This is a genomic window from Mesorhizobium sp. P2_C4, from assembly GCF_056404575.1.
Genome location: NZ_JBFUDT010000002.1, coordinates 747,162 through 763,872 on the forward strand (window position 1 = coordinate 747,162; position 16,711 = coordinate 763,872).

17 protein-coding genes are annotated in these 16,711 nt (G+C 63.6%); 9 read left to right on the forward strand and 8 right to left on the reverse strand.

Annotated features, from left to right (window positions below; translation table 11 throughout):
* Positions 1 to 58: 58 nt before the first annotated feature.
* Positions 59 to 268 carry a DUF2061 domain-containing protein gene (locus AC1DX6_RS09895; protein ID WP_477272597.1) on the forward strand — a complete coding sequence of 70 codons (210 nt, stop codon included), beginning with the start codon at positions 59 to 61 and terminating at the stop codon, positions 266 to 268.
* Between the two features lie 128 nt (positions 269 to 396).
* Positions 397 to 1,578: an MFS transporter gene (locus tag AC1DX6_RS09900; protein ID WP_477313677.1), complete on the forward strand. Its 1,182-nt coding sequence runs from the start codon at positions 397 to 399 to the stop codon at positions 1,576 to 1,578.
* 54 nt (positions 1,579 to 1,632) lie between these two features.
* On the opposite strand, the gene AC1DX6_RS09905 is transcribed toward AC1DX6_RS09900, so the two are convergent.
* A complete protein-coding gene (locus tag AC1DX6_RS09905; RefSeq protein ID WP_477312679.1) occupies positions 1,633 to 2,082 on the reverse strand; it encodes a GatB/YqeY domain-containing protein in 450 nt (149 codons plus the stop codon).
* Positions 2,083 to 2,334: 252 nt separating this feature from the next.
* On the opposite strand from AC1DX6_RS09905, the gene carA reads away from it, so the two are divergent.
* Positions 2,335 to 3,534 carry a glutamine-hydrolyzing carbamoyl-phosphate synthase small subunit gene (carA, locus tag AC1DX6_RS09910; protein ID WP_477312681.1) on the forward strand — a complete coding sequence of 400 codons (1,200 nt, stop codon included), beginning with the start codon at positions 2,335 to 2,337 and terminating at the stop codon, positions 3,532 to 3,534.
* A 3-nt stretch (positions 3,535 to 3,537) separates the two neighbouring features.
* On the opposite strand, the gene AC1DX6_RS09915 is transcribed toward carA, so the two are convergent.
* The 3 genes from AC1DX6_RS09915 to ypfJ all read right to left on the reverse strand — a co-directional run bounded on the left by AC1DX6_RS09915 (position 3,538) and on the right by ypfJ (position 6,862).
* Positions 3,538 to 4,458, reverse strand: a complete 921-nt coding sequence (locus AC1DX6_RS09915) for an aldo/keto reductase (RefSeq protein ID WP_477312683.1) — start codon at positions 4,456 to 4,458, stop codon at positions 3,538 to 3,540.
* The gene (locus tag AC1DX6_RS09920; protein WP_477312685.1) at positions 4,455 to 5,720 is read right to left on the reverse strand and encodes a TCR/Tet family MFS transporter; all 1,266 of its coding nucleotides are present in this window, start codon (positions 5,718 to 5,720) and stop codon (positions 4,455 to 4,457) included. Before AC1DX6_RS09920 ends, AC1DX6_RS09915 begins: the two co-directional genes overlap by 4 nt.
* A gap of 212 nt (positions 5,721 to 5,932) precedes the next feature.
* Positions 5,933 to 6,862: a KPN_02809 family neutral zinc metallopeptidase gene (ypfJ, locus tag AC1DX6_RS09925; protein WP_477312687.1), complete on the reverse strand. Its 930-nt coding sequence runs from the start codon at positions 6,860 to 6,862 to the stop codon at positions 5,933 to 5,935.
* A gap of 192 nt (positions 6,863 to 7,054) precedes the next feature.
* Between ypfJ and AC1DX6_RS09930 the strand changes: the two genes are divergently transcribed.
* The gene (locus tag AC1DX6_RS09930; protein WP_477312689.1) at positions 7,055 to 9,109 is read left to right on the forward strand and encodes a hypothetical protein; all 2,055 of its coding nucleotides are present in this window, start codon (positions 7,055 to 7,057) and stop codon (positions 9,107 to 9,109) included.
* A 16-nt stretch (positions 9,110 to 9,125) separates the two neighbouring features.
* On the opposite strand, the gene AC1DX6_RS09935 is transcribed toward AC1DX6_RS09930, so the two are convergent.
* Both AC1DX6_RS09935 and mntR read right to left on the reverse strand, forming a co-directional pair.
* Positions 9,126 to 9,314, reverse strand: a complete 189-nt coding sequence (locus tag AC1DX6_RS09935; RefSeq protein ID WP_097572777.1) for a hypothetical protein — start codon at positions 9,312 to 9,314, stop codon at positions 9,126 to 9,128.
* Positions 9,315 to 9,404: 90 nt separating this feature from the next.
* A complete protein-coding gene (gene mntR / locus AC1DX6_RS09940; RefSeq protein ID WP_477313679.1) occupies positions 9,405 to 9,857 on the reverse strand; it encodes a manganese-binding transcriptional regulator MntR in 453 nt (150 codons plus the stop codon).
* 242 nt (positions 9,858 to 10,099) lie between these two features.
* Here mntR and AC1DX6_RS09945 point away from each other — a divergent pair, with 242 nt between their 5' ends.
* The 3 genes from AC1DX6_RS09945 to AC1DX6_RS09955 all read left to right on the forward strand — a co-directional run bounded on the left by AC1DX6_RS09945 (position 10,100) and on the right by AC1DX6_RS09955 (position 13,209).
* Positions 10,100 to 11,467 (forward strand): Nramp family divalent metal transporter, encoded by a 1,368-nt coding sequence (locus AC1DX6_RS09945; protein WP_477312691.1) that lies wholly within the window; start codon positions 10,100 to 10,102, stop codon positions 11,465 to 11,467.
* An 86-nt stretch (positions 11,468 to 11,553) separates the two neighbouring features.
* Positions 11,554 to 12,441 (forward strand): protein-L-isoaspartate O-methyltransferase family protein, encoded by an 888-nt coding sequence (locus AC1DX6_RS09950; RefSeq protein WP_477312693.1) that lies wholly within the window; start codon positions 11,554 to 11,556, stop codon positions 12,439 to 12,441.
* A 117-nt stretch (positions 12,442 to 12,558) separates the two neighbouring features.
* Positions 12,559 to 13,209, forward strand: coding sequence for a dihydrofolate reductase family protein (locus AC1DX6_RS09955; RefSeq protein WP_477312695.1), 651 nt, complete (start codon positions 12,559 to 12,561; stop codon positions 13,207 to 13,209).
* Positions 13,210 to 13,275: 66 nt separating this feature from the next.
* Here the strand turns inward: AC1DX6_RS09955 and AC1DX6_RS09960 are convergent, their stop codons facing one another.
* Positions 13,276 to 14,145 (reverse strand): LysR family transcriptional regulator, encoded by an 870-nt coding sequence (locus tag AC1DX6_RS09960; protein ID WP_477312697.1) that lies wholly within the window; start codon positions 14,143 to 14,145, stop codon positions 13,276 to 13,278.
* A 94-nt stretch (positions 14,146 to 14,239) separates the two neighbouring features.
* Here AC1DX6_RS09960 and AC1DX6_RS09965 point away from each other — a divergent pair, with 94 nt between their 5' ends.
* Positions 14,240 to 14,839, forward strand: a complete 600-nt coding sequence (locus AC1DX6_RS09965; RefSeq protein ID WP_477312699.1) for a LysE family translocator — start codon at positions 14,240 to 14,242, stop codon at positions 14,837 to 14,839.
* Between the two features lie 395 nt (positions 14,840 to 15,234).
* Here AC1DX6_RS09965 and AC1DX6_RS09970 read toward each other — a convergent pair whose 3' ends face one another.
* Positions 15,235 to 16,029 (reverse strand): SDR family NAD(P)-dependent oxidoreductase, encoded by a 795-nt coding sequence (locus AC1DX6_RS09970; protein ID WP_477312701.1) that lies wholly within the window; start codon positions 16,027 to 16,029, stop codon positions 15,235 to 15,237.
* A gap of 184 nt (positions 16,030 to 16,213) precedes the next feature.
* On the opposite strand from AC1DX6_RS09970, the gene AC1DX6_RS09975 reads away from it, so the two are divergent.
* Positions 16,214 to 16,678: a MarR family winged helix-turn-helix transcriptional regulator gene (locus AC1DX6_RS09975; protein ID WP_477312703.1), complete on the forward strand. Its 465-nt coding sequence runs from the start codon at positions 16,214 to 16,216 to the stop codon at positions 16,676 to 16,678.
* The last annotated feature ends 33 nt before the right edge of the window (positions 16,679 to 16,711 follow it).

Sequence of the window (16,711 nt, forward strand, 5' to 3'; positions counted from 1 at the left end):
TGCGCCACCTCCTGTCCGTCGGCTAAGGATCGATCAAAGTCCACCGGGAGGAAAATCGATGGATACGCATTCGCGCAGTTTCGCCAAGGCGCTCTCCTGGCGCGTCACCGGCACCATCGACACGATCATCATCTCGCTCGTCGTGACCGGCAGCATCAAACTCGCCGCTACCATCGGCCTGACCGAAGTCGTCACCAAATCGCTGCTCTACTATTTTCATGAACGGGCGTGGCTGAAGATTCCTTACGGTCGGAAAACGGCCGCGTAACCTTGCTGGCAGCACATCGCCAAGGCGAGATGATCAAGAAAACCTAAAGCGTCGGCGACAATTTCTGCATTGCCGGCAAGCTCCATCCATGATTTGAGGCGACCTTGTCTGAGGATCGCTTCCGCGCCATGCTGCCGCTTTTCGCCCTGTTCTTTGCCGCCTTCGCCTTCGGCACCACCGAGTTCGTCATTGCCGGCGTGCTGCCGCAGGTGGCGGATGGCCTTGGCGTTTCGATCCCCACCTCAGGCTATCTCGTCTCGGGCTACGCCTGCGGAATCGCCATTGGCGGCCCACTGCTGACGCTCGCCACAAAAGGCTTTTCGCGAAAGGCCCTGTTGCTTGGCCTTTCGATAGCTTTCACCATCGGCCAGGCCGCCTGCGCGCTGGCACCCGACTTTGCGTCGATGTTGGCGTTGCGGATCGCCGTGGCCGTGGCGCACGGCGCCTATTTCGGCGTCGCCATGGTGGTCGCGGTCGGCCTCGTCCCCGAGGACAAGCGCGGCATGGCGGTGGCGGTCATCCTGTCCGGCCTCACCGTCTCCAACGTCATCGGTGTTCCCGCCGGAACCGCCATCGGCACGCTGTGGGGCTGGCGCGCCACCTTCTGGGTGATGTGCGCACTGGGCGTGGTCGCGACCTTGGCCATGCTGGCGCTTTTGCCGCGCACGGCAGGCGCGACGAACCAGCAGGCAGGCTTTGCCCGCGAGGTGCGCGTGCTGGCCCGCCAGCAGGTCTGGACCTCGCTGATCCTGATGCTGATGTTGATGATCGGCCAGTTTACCCTGTTCACCTACATCACGCCGACGCTGCTTGAAGTTACCGGCCTCGACAAGAGCCTGGTGCCCTGGGTGCTTCTGCTCAATGGCGTCGGCGCCACGATCGGTGTCTTCGTCGGCGGCAAGCTCTCCGACTGGAAGCTGATGCCGTCGCTCATCACCTTGCTCTGCTTGCAAGCGGTCACGCTCGCGGTGATCTATGCCGTCAGCCCCTATCCGCTGCCTATGGTCGTGGCGATCGTCGTCTGGGGCGGCCTCAACTTCTCCATCGGCACGCCGATCCAGACCCGCATCCTGGCCTGGACGGCAGACGCCTCCAACCTCGCCTCCTCGCTCATCCCCTCCGGCTTCAATGTCGGCATCGCGCTCGCCGCATCGCTGGGTGCCGCCATGCTCAATGCCGGCTACGGCTATCGCAGCCTGCCGGTCGTCGGCGCGCTGGCCATGCTGGTCGCGGTGGCGGTCGCTGCCGTTTCCTACATTTCGGAGGGACGCAGCAACGCAACGCCGCCTGTCCCCGCCGCTGCCGAATAGGCACGGCCAAAGCCGGCGTCAGCTCACACCCGAAAGGTGGCCTCGGGAAAATCCCTACTGCAACAGCCCCTTGACGATGCCGCTTGCCTTGCCGAAATCCATCTGGCCGGCATATTTCTGCTTCAGCGCAGCAATCACCTTGCCCATGTCCTTCTGGCTGGCGGCACCGGTGGCAGCGATCGCCTCGCGCGCGGCCGCCGTCACCGCGGCGTCGTCCAGCTGCGTCGGCAGAAAATCGCGGATGATGGCCATCTCGTCGCGCTCCTGCGCGGCAAGCTCCGGCCGCTTGCCATCGTCAAAGGCCTTGGCCGACTCTTCGCGCTGCTTCACCATCTTGGCCAGGATCTGCAGGATCTCGTCGTCGCTGGCCGGCTCCTTGGCCGAACCGCGATTGAGGATGTCGCGGTCGTGGATGGCGGCCTGGATCAGCCGCAGCGTCGGCAGCCGGCGCTTGTCCTGCGCCTTCATCGCACTCTTCAGGGATTCGGCGATTTTTGCGCGCATGATGCTTTCTCCTTCGAACGGCGCGGACAATAACCGCGGCGAACTCGTAAAGCAAACGCGCCAAGTCCCTGATATTGTTTGACGAAACAAATGCCCACCGTTTTGGCACGGCATGATTGACCGCTCTGGCGCCTTCCCCTATGTACTCGGCCTTGCATAAGACAATGGATTGACGTGAGCGGGCTCGATAAATCGCCGCCACGCCGAATGCTGTGCGCGGCAATCGCAAAGCAGCTTGATAGGAGCGCCGCGATGGCAACGACCCCTTGGGCCACCGAGAAGCCGACCGCTCTGCTGGTGCTGGCCGACGGCACCGTCATCGAGGGTCGGGGGCTGGGCGCCACCGGCTCCGCCGTCGCCGAAGTCTGCTTCAACACCGCGCTCACCGGCTACCAGGAAATCCTCACCGACCCGTCCTATGCCGGCCAGATCGTCACCTTCACCTTCCCGCATATTGGCAACATCGGCACCAATGACGAGGACATCGAGGATCTCAATCCGGTGGCACGCTCAGGCGCCGTCGGCGCCGTGTTCAAGGCCGATGTCACCAATCCGTCCAACTACCGCGCCGGAACCGGTCTCGACCAATGGCTGAAGAAGCGCGGCATCGTCGCCCTGTCGGGTATCGACACCCGAGCGCTGACCGCGCTGATCCGCGAAAAGGGCATGCCCAATGCCGTCATCGCGCACGCGCCCGACGGCGTCTTCGACATTGATGATCTGAAGCGGCGCGCTGCCGCATGGTCCGGCCTGATCGGGCTTGATCTGGCCAAGGAGGTCACCTCCGGCCAGTCCTCGGTCTGGCACGAGACGCAATGGGTGTGGAACGAAGGCTTTGGCGAACAGGTCGATCCGTCCATGCATGTCGTCGCCATCGACTATGGCGTCAAGCGCAACATCTTGCGGCTGCTTGCCGGTCTCGGCGCCAAGGTGACCGTGGTGCCGGCCAGCACCGGCGCCGAAGAGATCCTGGCCATGCAGCCGGACGGCATCTTTCTCTCCAACGGCCCCGGCGACCCGGAAGCCACCGGCGACTATGCCGTGCCGGTCATCCAGGATCTTTTGAAGACCGATATCCCGGTGTTCGGCATCTGCCTCGGCCACCAGATGCTGGCGCTGGCGCTGGGCGGCAAGACCGCAAAGATGCATCAGGGCCATCACGGCGCCAACCATCCGGTCAAGGACCACACGACAGGCAAGGTCGAGATTGTCTCGATGAACCACGGCTTTGCCGTCGATGCCGACTCGCTGCCCGAGGGCGTCGAGGAAACCCATGTCTCGCTGTTCGACGGCTCGAACTGCGGCATCGCGCTGACCGGAAGGCCGGTGTTCTCGGTCCAGCATCATCCCGAAGCCTCGCCGGGCCCCCAAGACTCGCACTATCTGTTCCGCCGCTTCGTCAATCTCATTCGCGAGAAGCGCGGCGAAGAATTGCTGGCCGAGCGCGCCTGATGCTTACGCCACCGGACGGCCTTCGCTGGCCTCCAGGATGGCAAACCATTGTTGGCGGTCGAGGCTGATATCCAGCGCTTTGACCATGCCGGCCAATCGCTCCGGTTTCATCGTGCCCAGCACCGGCAGCAGCCGGGCGGGATGGCGCAGCAGCCAGGCAATGGCGATCGCAGCGAGATCGGCAACTCCGGTTTCCGCCGCCACGGCGGCAAGTGCTGCACGCACCCGCGCCTCGCGTTCCCCTTTGCCGATAAACAGCGAGCCGCCGCCAAGCGGCGACCAGATCATCGGCGCATAGGCAAGCCGCTGCGCATGGTCGAGGCTGCCGTCCGTCAGCGCTGTCGTTTTCAGCACCGACATCTCGATCTGGTTGGTGACCAGTGCAAAAGGCAGCCGTGAGGCCAGCAGGTCGAACTGCGACGGCGTGAAGTTGGAAACACCGAGCGCACGCACCTTGCCCGATGTGACCAGCCCGGCCAGTGCCCCTGCCGTCTCATCGGCATCCATCAACGGGTCCGGCCGGTGCAGCAGCAGAAGGTCGAGATAGTCGGTGCCGAGATTGGTCAGCGAGCGCTCCACCGACGCAACGATGTGAGCAGCGCTGGTGTCGTAGTGCTTCAATTTGTTGCCCGGCCGGTTGGCCGACTTCAGCATGATGTCGCATTTGGAGATCAGCTCGATGCTGTCGCGCTTGCCCGTCCAGCGCGCCAGCCCGGTGCCAAAGGCCGCTTCCACCTCATAGTTCCCGTAGATGTCGGCATGGTCGAAGCTGGTCAGGCCGAGATCGACCGCCGTGCCGATCAGCCGGGCGACGGCTTCCGCATCCGGCCGAGCATCACCGTCGAGCAGGCGCCAGGCGCCGAAGACGAGGCGCGACAGCGACAGCCCATCCTTGGTCAGGACGATGCGGCGCGCATGGCTCATATCTTGGCCCCATCTTCCGCGACGTCGCTCGTGACCTTTCCAAGTGCCGCGGGCCTCGCCACTTTGGTGACAAAGACGATGAGCGCCAGCGTCATGAACAACCCGCCAACCAGATAGGGCGCGCCGCCGAAGGTCACCGGCGCGTTCGGCCCGGTGAACCAGGAAAAGATCGCCGTATAGAGCAGCGGCGTGATGATCGAGGTGATCGAGAAGATCGAGGTCATCGCGCCCTGGAGTTCGCCTTGCGCCGAAGGGGGCACCTTGGCGGCAGCGAGACTCCTCAGCGGTGGGTCGGCCAACGCTTCGAGACAACCGACGACGATGACTGCATAGATCATCCAGCCTTGCGACGCGAAGGCATAGCCGAAGGCGCTGAGCGCCGTGAACGCAAGACCGATTGCCGCAGTCTTCCACTCACCAAGCCTGGGGATCACCCGCGGCAGGACAGTCGCCATGACGATCGCTCCGCACAGGCCGAAGGCACCGAGCGAAAAGCCGATCTGCTGTTGGCTCCAACCATAACGGTACGTGGAAACGAACGACCACACCGCCGGGTACATCATGTGCCCGAGCGTCATCAGGAAGAAGACAAGCCCGACCCAGCCAATGCCTTTGTATTGGCGCATCTGGAGGAGCGTTCCCACAGGGTTGGCGCGTTTCCACTCGAAGCGGCGGCGGTGCTTTTCATCCAGCGTTTCCGGCAGGAAGAACATCGCGATCAGGAAGTTCACGAAGGCAAGCCCGGCGGCGAAATAGAACGGCACGCGCGGTCCGAACGTGCCGAGCAATCCGCCCAACACCGGGCCGATGACGAAGCCGACACCGAAGGCAATGCCGAGCAGGCCGAAATTCTTGGCACGGTTCTCATCGTTGGAGATGTCGGCGATGAAGGCCGACGTCGTCGAATAGCTGGCGCCCGAAATGCCGGCCAGCACACGGCCGATGAACAGCATCGGATAGGACCAGGCGACTGCGCAGATCAGATTGTCGATAGAGAAGGTCAGCACCGAGGCGAGCAGGATCGGCCGCCGGCCGAAGCGGTCGCTCAGGCCGCCCATGATGGGCGCGAAAAAGAACTGCATGGCCGCATAGACGAAGAACAGCCAGCCGCCTTCGATCGCCGCACCGCTGATGCTGACGCCGGTCAATTCCCTGAGATAGGCCGGCAGCACCGGCATGATCATGCCAAAGCCGATGATGTCGAGCAGCAGCGTGGTGAAAACGAGCGCGAGGCCCCGCCTTGCGGTTTTGGGGTCGATCATGATGGGTCAAACTCCTCTTACCACCCTGGGGCGCAGGCGGACGCACCTTATAGGCGAGCCCGCCGCCGGGAACAATAAGGGAACGGGTCAGATATTCTCATCCTGACATCACTTGCCATGATGGATGCTGTCCGCGCCACATCGTTGGATGCGTCGGTTTTCCAGAAAAATTCCAGCGTCTCAGATGGGCCAGACTCAGGTCGGCCAGAGCCTCAGATCGGATTGTTGAACGTGTCGCAGTCCGAAAGCTTGCCGCTCTTGTAGCCCCGCGCCAGCCAGGTCTGCCGCTGCTGCGACGTGCCATGGTTGAAGCTTTCCGGCACGACATAGCCCTGCATCTTCTTCTGCAGTGTGTCGTCGCCGATCTTCTGGGCCGCGTTCAGTGCTTCCTCGATGTCACCCTGTTCCAGAATGCCCTTCTGCGCGGTGAAGTGCGCCCAGATGCCGGCGAAGCAATCGGCCTGGAGTTCGACCTGCACCGACATGTGGTTGGCGTCGGCCTCGCTCATGCCCTGCCGCATCTGGTTGAACTTGGGCAGGATGCCGGTGAGGTTCTGCACGTGATGGCCAACCTCATGCGCGATGACGTAGGCCTGGGCGAAGTCACCCGAGGCGCCGAACTGCTGGTCGAGCTGTTGGAAGAAGCTGGTGTCGAGATAGACCTTGTGGTCGCCGGGACAATAGAACGGTCCAGCCGCGGTCGAGGCGGCACCGCAGGCCGAGCGGATCTGGCCGCTGAACAGGACCAGTTTCGGATCCTCATAGGTCTTGCCGTTGGCCTGGAAAATACCTTTCCAGGTGTCCTCCGTTTCGGCCAGCACCGTCGAAACGAACTGCTTCATCTCGTCGGAGGCCGGCGCACCGGTGCCACCGTCCTGCCCGCCGCTGTTGTCGGTAATCTGACCGCCGCCACCCGGCAGCAAACCGCCGCTGTCGCCGCCCAGAATCTGTGAAGGATCGAAGCCGAAGTACCACCCGGCAAGGACAACCAGGACGATAATAAAGAGGCTCGAACCACCGCCGGCACGTCCGCCGATCGGGATGCGGAACTGGCCGGGGCCGCCGCCGCCGATCCCGCCGCCACCGCTGTCACTGCGCTCGTCCTCGACATTGTCACTTTGACGACGGCCCTTCCAGAGCATGGCAACTCCCCGTGATGCACGTTTCGATTGATTGACCTGCCGATGTCATGGCCTGGTCCGACCCAACAAACAATTATCCCAATGGTTGCACCAAGTCACAGTATTTTTCGCCGCTGGCGTCGCCGCTTTGCCGCTCTGGCCGAGACGGCACAGGCGCTGTAGCATCCAGCTTGAACAGGGGTGTGAGGGCGCTTGCAGACGATCGGCCGATTCTTGTTGTTGGCGGCGCTGCTTTGCCTCGGCGGCCCCTGGCCGGCCCGCGCCGTCACGCTCGATTCGAGCGTTGCCGTCACAGACCCCGCCACCTTGCAGGCGCTCGAACGGGGCGGCCTGTCAATCAGCCGCCTGCTTGGACCGGCGCTTGGCCTGACGCGCGATGTCGACAACCATGGGCTGTTTTCGGTGCGCGCGCTGACCCCAGTCCGCAACGCCGTCAAGCAGCAGATCGTGGACGAGCCCGGCAACAGCCCCGACCCCTATGTTGCCGCACTGGCCAAATCGAAGGATACCAGCCAGAAATTCAACCCCAGATACATCGACGACGACGGCTCGACGCTCGACCTCACCGGCGTCGTCAACCGCATGGATCGCGGCTATCTGGGCCACACCCAATGCGGCGAGATCAGGCTGATCTACCGCTTTCATTATTCGGTCGAGGAGACACCCGGCCAGCGCATCTCGTCGCGCCTGCCGCTGACCATGAGCCTGGTCTTCAACGCCAGGCCCACCGAGGCGCAGGCCCGTGCCTCGAAAGACCGCCCAAGCGCCACTGGCGCCTCCTGTGCGGATGTCGCCAAACGCTGGCTTGCCGCCGGGCAAAAGGACCTCGAGCCCGAACAGCTGGCGGCATGGCTGCGCTCGGACGAGGGTCCGCTTTCGAACGCCATGCTGAATTCCTCGCAGATCATGCGGCTCGAGCTCAACATGCAGGTTTTGCGGCTGTCGGCCTCGACCCGCCGCGATTTCGGCGGCCACGCGGAATACCTGCTGAAGATCTTCAAATGGGATCCGGCCACCTCCACCTTTCAGGAATCGAAGATGGAGAACGAGATCGATCGCAAAGTGGTGCTGGCCGACAGGCCGGCCTTCGCCAAATGGCTGCTCACCGACCGCAACATCTACGACCTCGACCGCGGCCGGCTGGTCATCGACGAGAAATTCCTGGCGACCAGCGCCGTCTCGGTGTCGCCGGGCGGCATGAGCCGGTCGCAGAACAATCTCGCCTATGGGCTGCTCGACGACGACGCCATCGACAAGGCGCTGAAGGACTATGTCGCCAGGGGCAACGAGCTGAAAACCGTGAAGTCGGTGGCCGGCTTCAATCTGCGGCTCAACGAGATGAGCTGCACCGGCTGCCACCAGACGCACGGCATTGCCGGCTTCCACTACACCGGCGCCGATCCGGCCAGCGAACCGCGCCGCAACGCGGTCTTCGTACCGGGCTCCGCGGTGTTCTTCGCCGACCTGCCGCGCCGCCGCGCCATCGTCGAGGAATTTGCCGCCGGCGGCCACCCGGATTTTTCTCGCGGCTTCGTTGCCCGGCCGGACGCCAAATACGCCGAGGCGCTGAAAGGCACCGATCTCTACAATGGCTGGGGCTCGATCTGCTATCGCGGCGAGGATTTAAGCTTCAAGGACTGGACCTGCGGCGAGGGCCTGCGCTGCGCCGGCGTGCATGAAAGCGCCATCCATCCCGGCTTCGGCACCTGCGTCAGCGAAGCGGGAACCGCAGTCGGCGATCCCGTCGAGTTCGGCGAGATCAAGATGTCGAAATGGGGCGACGACAAATATTGCCGCCTCTCACCGGCAACCGCAAAGGCCTGCGCCATTGACCCCGCAAGAGACAAGAAACCGCCGATCAAACTGGCCGGCTACGGCGCGGCGCGCCAGCGCTACGACAATCCCGAGCAGAAGACCGGCGGCTTTCCAGGCGGCATGCTGCGCAAGGCGAGCTGCGAAAAACTGCCCGACGAGGCGACGTGCGGACGGCTTGCCAAGACCGGCTTCAACGACTGCATCGCCTCGGGCAAGGACCATAAGTTCTGCACCAAGGAGTTCACCAAGACCGCCGGACTGCGTGCCTGCGACAAGGCGCATCCCTGCCGCGAGGACTATATCTGCACCGCCGGCTACGATGATCTGGCAGAGGCAAAGCCCGGCAAGGGCACCTGCATCCCGCCCTATTTCATCTTCCAGTTCCGCGTCGACGGCCATCCCAGAAGCTGGGTGCAGGACACGCAGGAGTAGACGCCCGCGGCAAATCTCAACTCTTCTGCTTGGCGCCGGCGCTCTTGCCGTCCGAGCTTTTCGAACGCTCCTCGAAACGGGCAGCGCCCTTTTTCAGCGGCCGACCGGTTTCGGCTTCGGTCTTGCGCTCGTCCTTCGCCGCTGCTTGCCTCAATCCCTTTGCCGCCTGCTTGCCCTTCGCGGTCGGTGCCTGTTCAACGCCCATGATGTCCTCCTCGGCCTCGCGCCAATCGCGCGGCATGCCCCTCAACGCATCCGTGATGCAGCGGTTCCGGCAGGCCTGTCGGCAAGGGTATTAGCGCGGCGCGGTCATCGCCTTGCGAAAGGCTTCGAGCGTCTCGGCACTGACATGGTGCTCGATGCCCTCGGCATCGATGCGCGCCGTTTCGGCGCTGACGCCGAGCGAGCGCAGGAAAGCTTCAACGGTCTGGTGGCGGATGCGGCTCTCCTCGGCGACCTTGCGACCGGCATCGGTCAGGAACACGCCGCGATAGGGCTTCCTGGACACCAGCCCATCGGTGCACAGCCGCGTCAGCATCTTGGCCACGGTCGGCTGGGCAACGCCGAGCCTCGCCGCGATGTCGACCTGCCGCGCCTCGTTGCCGTCCTCGATCAAGTCGGCGATGAGTTCGACATAATCCTCGACCAGCGCGCTGCGGCGCGCTTCGCGTGTATGCCGGAATCCCTCCGAATGGACGTCGGCATCCGGCAGCGGTTCGCGCGGGACGGGTCTGTTCTTCAGCGCCAATATGCGCTCCTTGTGGCCGTCGGCGGATGTCCCGACATTGAACATTCATAGCACGGGCTTGAAATGTTCTGGCCGTTTATTTGCATTCCTCGGCGCGCGCAACAGGGTTCCCCCGATTACCCCCTGCTCTCTGACAAGGTGCCCTTAAAAAGCACATACAATGAAATATAGCATATTGCATAATGTTCAGCCGTGGCATAGATTGGCGGCAACATCCACCAAGCCCAGCGGAAATCCCCTTCATGTCGGACGCCCAAGCCACCTCTGAATCCCGATCCATGTGGCGATTTGCCCGGCCTGAAGAGGACGACCAGCCCAGCCTGCGCGAAGTCAATTCCTCGATCGCCGTGCCGAGCTCGGGCGTCTGGTTTCGTCGGCTGTTCGCCTTCATGGGTCCAGGCTACATGGTCTCGGTCGGCTACATGGACCCCGGCAACTGGGCGACCGACCTCGCCGGTGGCGCCCAGTTCGGCTACACGCTGCTCTTCATCATTTTGCTGTCGAACCTGATGGCCATCCTGCTGCAGGCGCTCGCAGCGCGGCTCGGCATCGCCACCGGCCGCGACCTCGCCCAGGCCTGCCGCGCCTATTACCCGCGGCCGGTCAATTTCGTGCTGTGGATCGCCTGCGAACTGGCCATCATCGCCTGCGACCTGGCCGAGGTCATCGGCACGGCGATTGCGCTGCAGCTTTTGTTCGGCATTCCGCTGATCGGCGGCGCCCTCATCACCGCGCTCGACGCCTTCCTGCTGCTTCTGCTGATGAACAAGGGGTTTCGCTTCCTAGAAGCCTTCATCATCGCGCTTTTGATCATCATCTTCGGCTGCTTCGCCGTCCAGATCTTTGCTGCCTCTCCCCCGGTTGGCTCGGTCCTGCACGCCATGTTCGTGCCGTCGTCCGAGATCGTCACCAACCCGGCGATGCTGTACATCGCCATCGGCATCATCGGCGCCACCGTGATGCCGCACAATCTCTACCTGCACTCTTCGATCGTGCAGACGCGTGCCTATGAGCGCACCGAGAAAGGCAAGCGCGACGCCATCAAATGGGCAACAACCGACTCGACCATCGCCCTGATGTTGGCGCTGTTCATCAACGCCTCCATCCTGATCGTGTCGGCGGTGGCCTTCCACGGCACCGGTCATCAGGACGTGGCCGAGATCGGCCAGGCCTTTGAACTGCTGTCGCCCCTGCTTGGCCTCGGCATCGCCTCCACCCTGTTTGCCGTAGCGCTGCTTGCCTCAGGCCTGAACTCGACGGTGACGGCGACACTCGCCGGCCAGATCGTCATGGAAGGTTTCCTGCGCCTGCGCATCCCGCAATGGGCACGCCGCCTGGTGACGCGCGGCATCGCCATCGTTCCCGTGGTGATCGTCACCGCGCTCTACGGCGAGAAGGGAACTGGGCAGCTGCTCGTCTTCAGCCAGGTGATCCTGTCGATGCAACTGCCCTTCGCGGTGGTCCCGCTGGTGCAGTTCGTCTCCGACAAGAAGAAGATGGGCAATCTCGCGATACCACGCAGCGTCGCCGCGCTCGCTTGGGTGGTCGCCGCCATCATCCTGGTGCTCAACTTCAAGCTGCTCTACGACACCGTCTTCGGCGTCGGCTGAACAACGAACAGTCCAATTGCTCCCTCACCCGGCTTGTCCGACAAACCGGTGAGACAAATCGGCTGTCTGCGCTATCTTGACGGACGATGACCGTCCTTGCGGAAGCTCGAAAATTCTACGCGCGGCTGATGGCTGCCAATTCCGGCTCGGCCGATCCGCGTCTCGAAGAGGCTTTCGCCACGGTGCCGCGCGAAGCCTTTCTCGGTCCAGGACCATGGACGGTTATCGTTGGCAGGATGGTCACAGCCGGCAACGGCAAGGTCGTGACCCCAAGCGCCGATCCAGTTCACATCTATCAGGACGTGCTGGTGGCGCTCGATGCCGACAAGGGCATCAACAATGGCGAGCCCTCCCTGCACGCCATGTGGATCGGCAAGGTCGCGCCCAAACCGGGCGAGGCCGTCACCCATGTCGGCGCCGGCACCGGCTACTACACCGCCTTGCTGGCGCGGCTGGTTTCGCCTGGCGGCGCTGTTACCGCCTTCGAATTGGAGGCCGATCTCGCCGACCGCGCGACAAAGAATCTCGAAACCTATCACAATGTGACGGTCGTCCACGGCGACGCGGTTACCACGACGCTGCCACCGTCAGATGTCATCTATGTCAATGCCGGCGTAGCCGCACCACCGGCTGGATGGTTGAAGGCGCTGAGGCCGGGCGGCCGCTTGATCTTCCCCTGGCGTCCGGCCGAGCGTGTCGCCCTGGCGGTGCTGGTGACCCGCACCTCACAGGGCTTTGCCTGCGACCCGTTCATGCGCTCGTGGTTCATCCCTTGCGTCGGCGCGTCGGTCGCAAGCCCGGCAGCGAAAATCCCCGACAGCGAACAGGCCGCGCGCAGCCGCTCGATCTGGCTGACATCAGACAGGCCCCCGGACGGGACCGCGACCGCCATCATCGGCAATGTCTGGTTTTCGTCACAGAGCCTTGAGAACCGACCGCGGACTTCACGGACCAAGCGCAAGACCGCCTTGTGATCTCCGAGGGTCCCGAATGCCGGAATTTCTCAGGCTGCTGTCGGGCAGACGCCTGATCATCCGTCCTTGGATCGAAGTCCGGCCCCGCCGGCGGGATGATAAAAAAGGAGCACCCCAATGAGGAAGATCACCGCAGCAACATTCGTCAGCCTCGACGGCGTCATGCAGGCGCCCGGCGGGCCGGAGGAAGATCCGGTCAGCGGCTTCGAATATGGCGGCTGGACGTTCCACTACTTTGACGAGGTGGCGGGCGTGGCCATGGAGGAACTTTTCTCCAAACCCTTCGCCCTGCTGCTCGGCCGCAGAACCTACGACATCTTCGCGGCATACTGGCCTTACCAGAAAGATCCGATCGGAGATGCCTTCAACCCTGCGACCAAATATGTGGCGACGCACCGGCCGGACAGCCTGACCTGGGAGAACACGCAATGGCTTGGCGACGATATCGTCGCGACGTTGCGCAACCTCAAAAAGGAGGATGGACCTGACCTTCTCATCCAGGGCTCGGGCGAGCTGATCCAGACTTTGCTCGCCAACGGGCTGATCGACGAGATCCGGCTGATGACCTTCCCGCTGCTACTGGGCAAGGGCAAGCGGCTGTTCGGCGATAGTGCGATGCCGGCCGCCTTCAAGCTCGTGAAGTCGCAGGCCACGACCACCGGCGTCATTGTGGCGACCTACGAACTATCAGGTGAGATCAAGGTCGGGTCGTTTGTCACGCAAGAGCCGTCCCACGCCGAGCTCGAACGGCGCAAGAACTGGAAGTAGCGGGACGGTCTTGGCACCTTTCCTCTCCCTCCGGAGGGGGGAGAGGAAACCGAGTTCTGCTTGGCCTCAAGCCGCCACCGCCCGCCGCGCCAGCCCATCGCGGATGTGGCGTGCAAACTCCTGCGCCGCCGGCCCGACACCATGCTGCGGCAGGTGCAGGTTAATCGAAAAATTCGGCAAGGCCGGCAGCTCGGAATCGGCAGGCAGAATGTTGAGATCGGCCGGCACGGTCGACGCCAGCCAGGTGGTGACGGCGAGGTCCGAGCGCACTGTGGCCGTCGTCGCGTCGATGTTGCCGTTTTCGAACACGGTGCGCCACTCCAGCCCATGCTCATTGAGCGCCGACAGCACCGCTGGCCGAAACGCGCAGGTATCGGCGACCATCGACACCGGCAATGGTCGTTTGCGGCCCGCGACACCGCCCTTGGCGCCGACCCAGACCAGCCGGTCGATGATGAGGCATTCGCCGGCGGACAGGCCGACCCGCTCCTCGATGACGGCGAGGTCTATCGTGCCGGTCGCCAATGCCGCGGCGAGTTCCGGCGACGAGGCGCAGACCAGCGAGATCTCCACCTGCGGATAGGTCTCGGCATAGCTCTTCAAAATCGGCGCCAGCAAGGTGCCGACAAGGTCGTAGGGCACGCCAAGCCGCACCTCACCCGCGACCGCATTGCCCGCCATCTCGGCCCAGATCTCGTCATTGAGGCTGAGCAGGCGTTTGCCCTTGCCGAACAGCCGCTCGCCGGAGTGCGTCAGCCTCAGCCCGCGCCGGTCGCGCTCAAACAGACTGCATCCCAGAGCCTCCTCCAGCCGCTTGATCTGCTGGCTGACGGCGCCCTGTGTCAGATGCAAAGCGTTGGCGGCCGCCGTCATACTGGCCTTGTCGGCGACGGTGACGAAGGTGCGGATCAGGGCCGTGTCGAGATTGCGGATCATGCGACATCATAATCTCTAATGCTAACCATCGCAAACATTGCATTTACTCATGCGAGATGGCGCCTAGCATGCGGCTTCCCAGGAGAGAAACCGCATGTTTGAGGCCATCCTTCCTCTCGTCCTGTTCGCGCTGGTCGCCACCTCCACGCCAGGCATGGCGACGACCTTGTCGACGGCGTCCGGCGCGCAGTTCGGCTTTCGCCGCTCCGTGCCGCTGATGGCCGGCAGCGCGGCTGGTCTCGCCACCGTGGCTGCTGCCGGTGCGGCCGGGCTCGCCGGCCTGCTGGCGGCCGTCCCTTCCCTGCAGCTGGCAATGAAGATCGCCGGCTCGCTTTATCTCATCTGGCTAGCCCTCAAGATCGGCCGCAGCGGACCGCCCAATCTCGAGGTGGCGATGGCCAGGCCGAACAGCTTTCTCGGCGGCGCCGGCCTGCAATGGATGAACCCCAAGGGCTGGGCGATGGGGCTGGGCGCCGCTGCATCGTTTGCGGCTCTCGCCAACGGACCACTGCAACTTGCCCTTTTGCTTGGCGCGGTCTTTGGCCTCGCCGCTGCATTGTCGCTGTCGCTGTGGTGCGTGGCGGGCACGCTGCTCGCCCGGTTGCTTAGAACCGAGCGGCAGTGGCGCGTACTCAACATCGCGCTCGGCCTGTTGCTCGCCGCCTCGATCATTCCGATGTGGCGAGCAGCGTGAGGCGCGGCAGCCTTTCAGAACCTGGGTTCCTCGCCCCCGTCCGAGCACTACGGGCATGCACGCATTTTCAAGCGGCTGGTCTCTCTCGATAGCGAGCATGGCAGCGTGGCGCATTCATTGTCTTATTCTGCGCTGGTCGACCCCCACTCCGTCTCGGCTTCGCCGAGCCACCTCTCCCCCGATCGACGGGGTAGAGGAAAGGCGCCAAGCTTTTTGCCGTCAATGCTCGTCCAGCAACGCTCCCTTCCTTTCCCTCCGGAGGGGGGAAAGGTGGCGCTGCGAAGCAGCGACGGATTGGGGGAACCACCTGGCAATCAAGCCTCGCGCCGATCAGTCTCGCCAGTCACAGAAGATGTGTGCTTAGCGTAGCGCCAGAGTGGGGACAGAGGTGGCCATCAAGCTGCGTAGCGCGCCGCAGGCTTGTTGGCGTGCAGGCTGCCGTAGAAGGCTTGCCGGGCACCGAGGAACGCATCCAGCTTGGCTGCATCGGCAAGCGCCGGGGCGGTGACGGCTTCGCCCCTGGCGAGGCCGACAAGTGCGGCATCGACCAGATCGTCGGCGCTCATGACGATCTCCTTCGGAAGCTGGTCGATATCGCCGCCGGCAAGTTCCCAGAAATCGGTCCGGGTCGCGCCCGGCAGCACCACCTGCACCTTCACTTCGGTATCGGCGACTTCGCGCTGCAGGGCTTCGGTGAAGTTGACGACATAGGCCTTGGTGCCGCTGTAGATGCCGCCGAACGACGTGTCGAAGGCGAGCACCGAGGCGATGTTGACGATGGCGCCGCGGTTGCGCGCGATCAGGCCCGGCAGCACGGCACGGGTCAGCCGCGTCAAGGCGACGACATTGACCTTGATCATGCGCTCGGCCACATCGGCGTCCGCGGTCGCCACCACTTGCGCGCCGCCGAGGCCGGCATTGTTGACCAGCAGCATCACGCTGTCGTCGGCTGTTACAGCCTGTTCGACCCGGCGAACGTCGTTGTCGTCGGCAAGATCGGCGCTGATGACACTGACCTTGCGGTTGTAGGCATAGCGCAGCTTCTCGGCCAGTTCCTCCAGCCGGTCGGCGCGCCGCGCCACCAGCACTAGATCGTAACCCTGGCCGGCGAGCCGGTCCGCATAGACCGCGCCAATGCCCGACGAGGCGCCGGTGACGACCGCCGTGCCCTTGTTGTTTTCTACACTCATTGTCCTGTTCCTTCTGTTGCTGCCCGGCGGAACAGGCCGATGTTCCTCGCCCGCCGCCTGATTTCTAATTAGTGGCATATGCCACTTTCTGGGAAGTAGGTATATGCCACTATCTTGTCAACGGAGGCGACAGAAACTATTTTTGCGATAGGCCGGCGAAGCTTTTTGCCGGCGAGGAGTCGTAATGACAAAGACCGCGATGCCGGGATTTAGCCCTTGCAACAACGCCACGCTGCGGCGCGCGGCGCGCAAGCTCGGTCGCTTCTATGACGATGTGATCTCGCCTTCGGGCCTGAAGGGCACGCAATACGGTCTGCTCTACCAGATCTATGTCAGCAGCGAGCCCGCGATGGGCACGATCGCAGAAGCGATGGTGATGGATTTGTCGGCGCTCGGCCACACGCTGAAGCCGCTGGTCCGAGACGGCTATGTCGAAACCTTCGCCGACGAGGACGATCGCCGTGTCAAGCGGGTGCGGTTGACGCCACAAGGCCTCGCCAAGCTAGACGAGGCCACGAAACTATGGAGCATTGCCCAGCGGCGCTTCGAGGCCATGGTCGGCCAGCAACGGGCGGCAGATCTGCGCGCCTTGCTCGACGAAGTCGCCGCGCTGGACTACGAAGTGCCGCCGGCCGCCCTTTCAACCTGAAAGAGCGGCCGGCAATCAGCTCTGGAAATCGTG

Excerpts from the sequence above, each read along its gene's own strand:
- AC1DX6_RS09935 (WP_097572777.1), bottom strand. The coding sequence starts at position 9,314 with ATGGGCGTTGAACAGGCACCGACCGCGAAGGGCAAGCAGGCGGCAAAG.
- AC1DX6_RS09945 (WP_477312691.1), top strand. The coding sequence starts at position 10,100 with ATGTCGGACGCCCAAGCCACCTCTGAATCCCGATCCATGTGGCGATTT.
- carA (WP_477312681.1), top strand. The coding sequence starts at position 2,335 with ATGGCAACGACCCCTTGGGCCACCGAGAAGCCGACCGCTCTGCTGGTG.
- AC1DX6_RS09900 (WP_477313677.1), top strand. The coding sequence starts at position 397 with ATGCTGCCGCTTTTCGCCCTGTTCTTTGCCGCCTTCGCCTTCGGCACC.
- ypfJ (WP_477312687.1), bottom strand. The coding sequence starts at position 6,862 with ATGCTCTGGAAGGGCCGTCGTCAAAGTGACAATGTCGAGGACGAGCGC.
- AC1DX6_RS09895 (WP_477272597.1), top strand. The coding sequence starts at position 59 with ATGGATACGCATTCGCGCAGTTTCGCCAAGGCGCTCTCCTGGCGCGTC.
- AC1DX6_RS09905 (WP_477312679.1), bottom strand. The coding sequence starts at position 2,082 with ATGCGCGCAAAAATCGCCGAATCCCTGAAGAGTGCGATGAAGGCGCAG.
- AC1DX6_RS09955 (WP_477312695.1), top strand. The coding sequence starts at position 12,559 with ATGAGGAAGATCACCGCAGCAACATTCGTCAGCCTCGACGGCGTCATG.
- AC1DX6_RS09960 (WP_477312697.1), bottom strand. The coding sequence starts at position 14,145 with ATGATCCGCAATCTCGACACGGCCCTGATCCGCACCTTCGTCACCGTC.
- AC1DX6_RS09920 (WP_477312685.1), bottom strand. The coding sequence starts at position 5,720 with ATGATCGACCCCAAAACCGCAAGGCGGGGCCTCGCGCTCGTTTTCACC.
- AC1DX6_RS09950 (WP_477312693.1), top strand. The coding sequence starts at position 11,554 with ATGACCGTCCTTGCGGAAGCTCGAAAATTCTACGCGCGGCTGATGGCT.
- AC1DX6_RS09970 (WP_477312701.1), bottom strand. The coding sequence starts at position 16,029 with ATGAGTGTAGAAAACAACAAGGGCACGGCGGTCGTCACCGGCGCCTCG.
- AC1DX6_RS09965 (WP_477312699.1), top strand. The coding sequence starts at position 14,240 with ATGTTTGAGGCCATCCTTCCTCTCGTCCTGTTCGCGCTGGTCGCCACC.
- AC1DX6_RS09975 (WP_477312703.1), top strand. The coding sequence starts at position 16,214 with ATGACAAAGACCGCGATGCCGGGATTTAGCCCTTGCAACAACGCCACG.
- AC1DX6_RS09915 (WP_477312683.1), bottom strand. The coding sequence starts at position 4,458 with ATGAGCCATGCGCGCCGCATCGTCCTGACCAAGGATGGGCTGTCGCTG.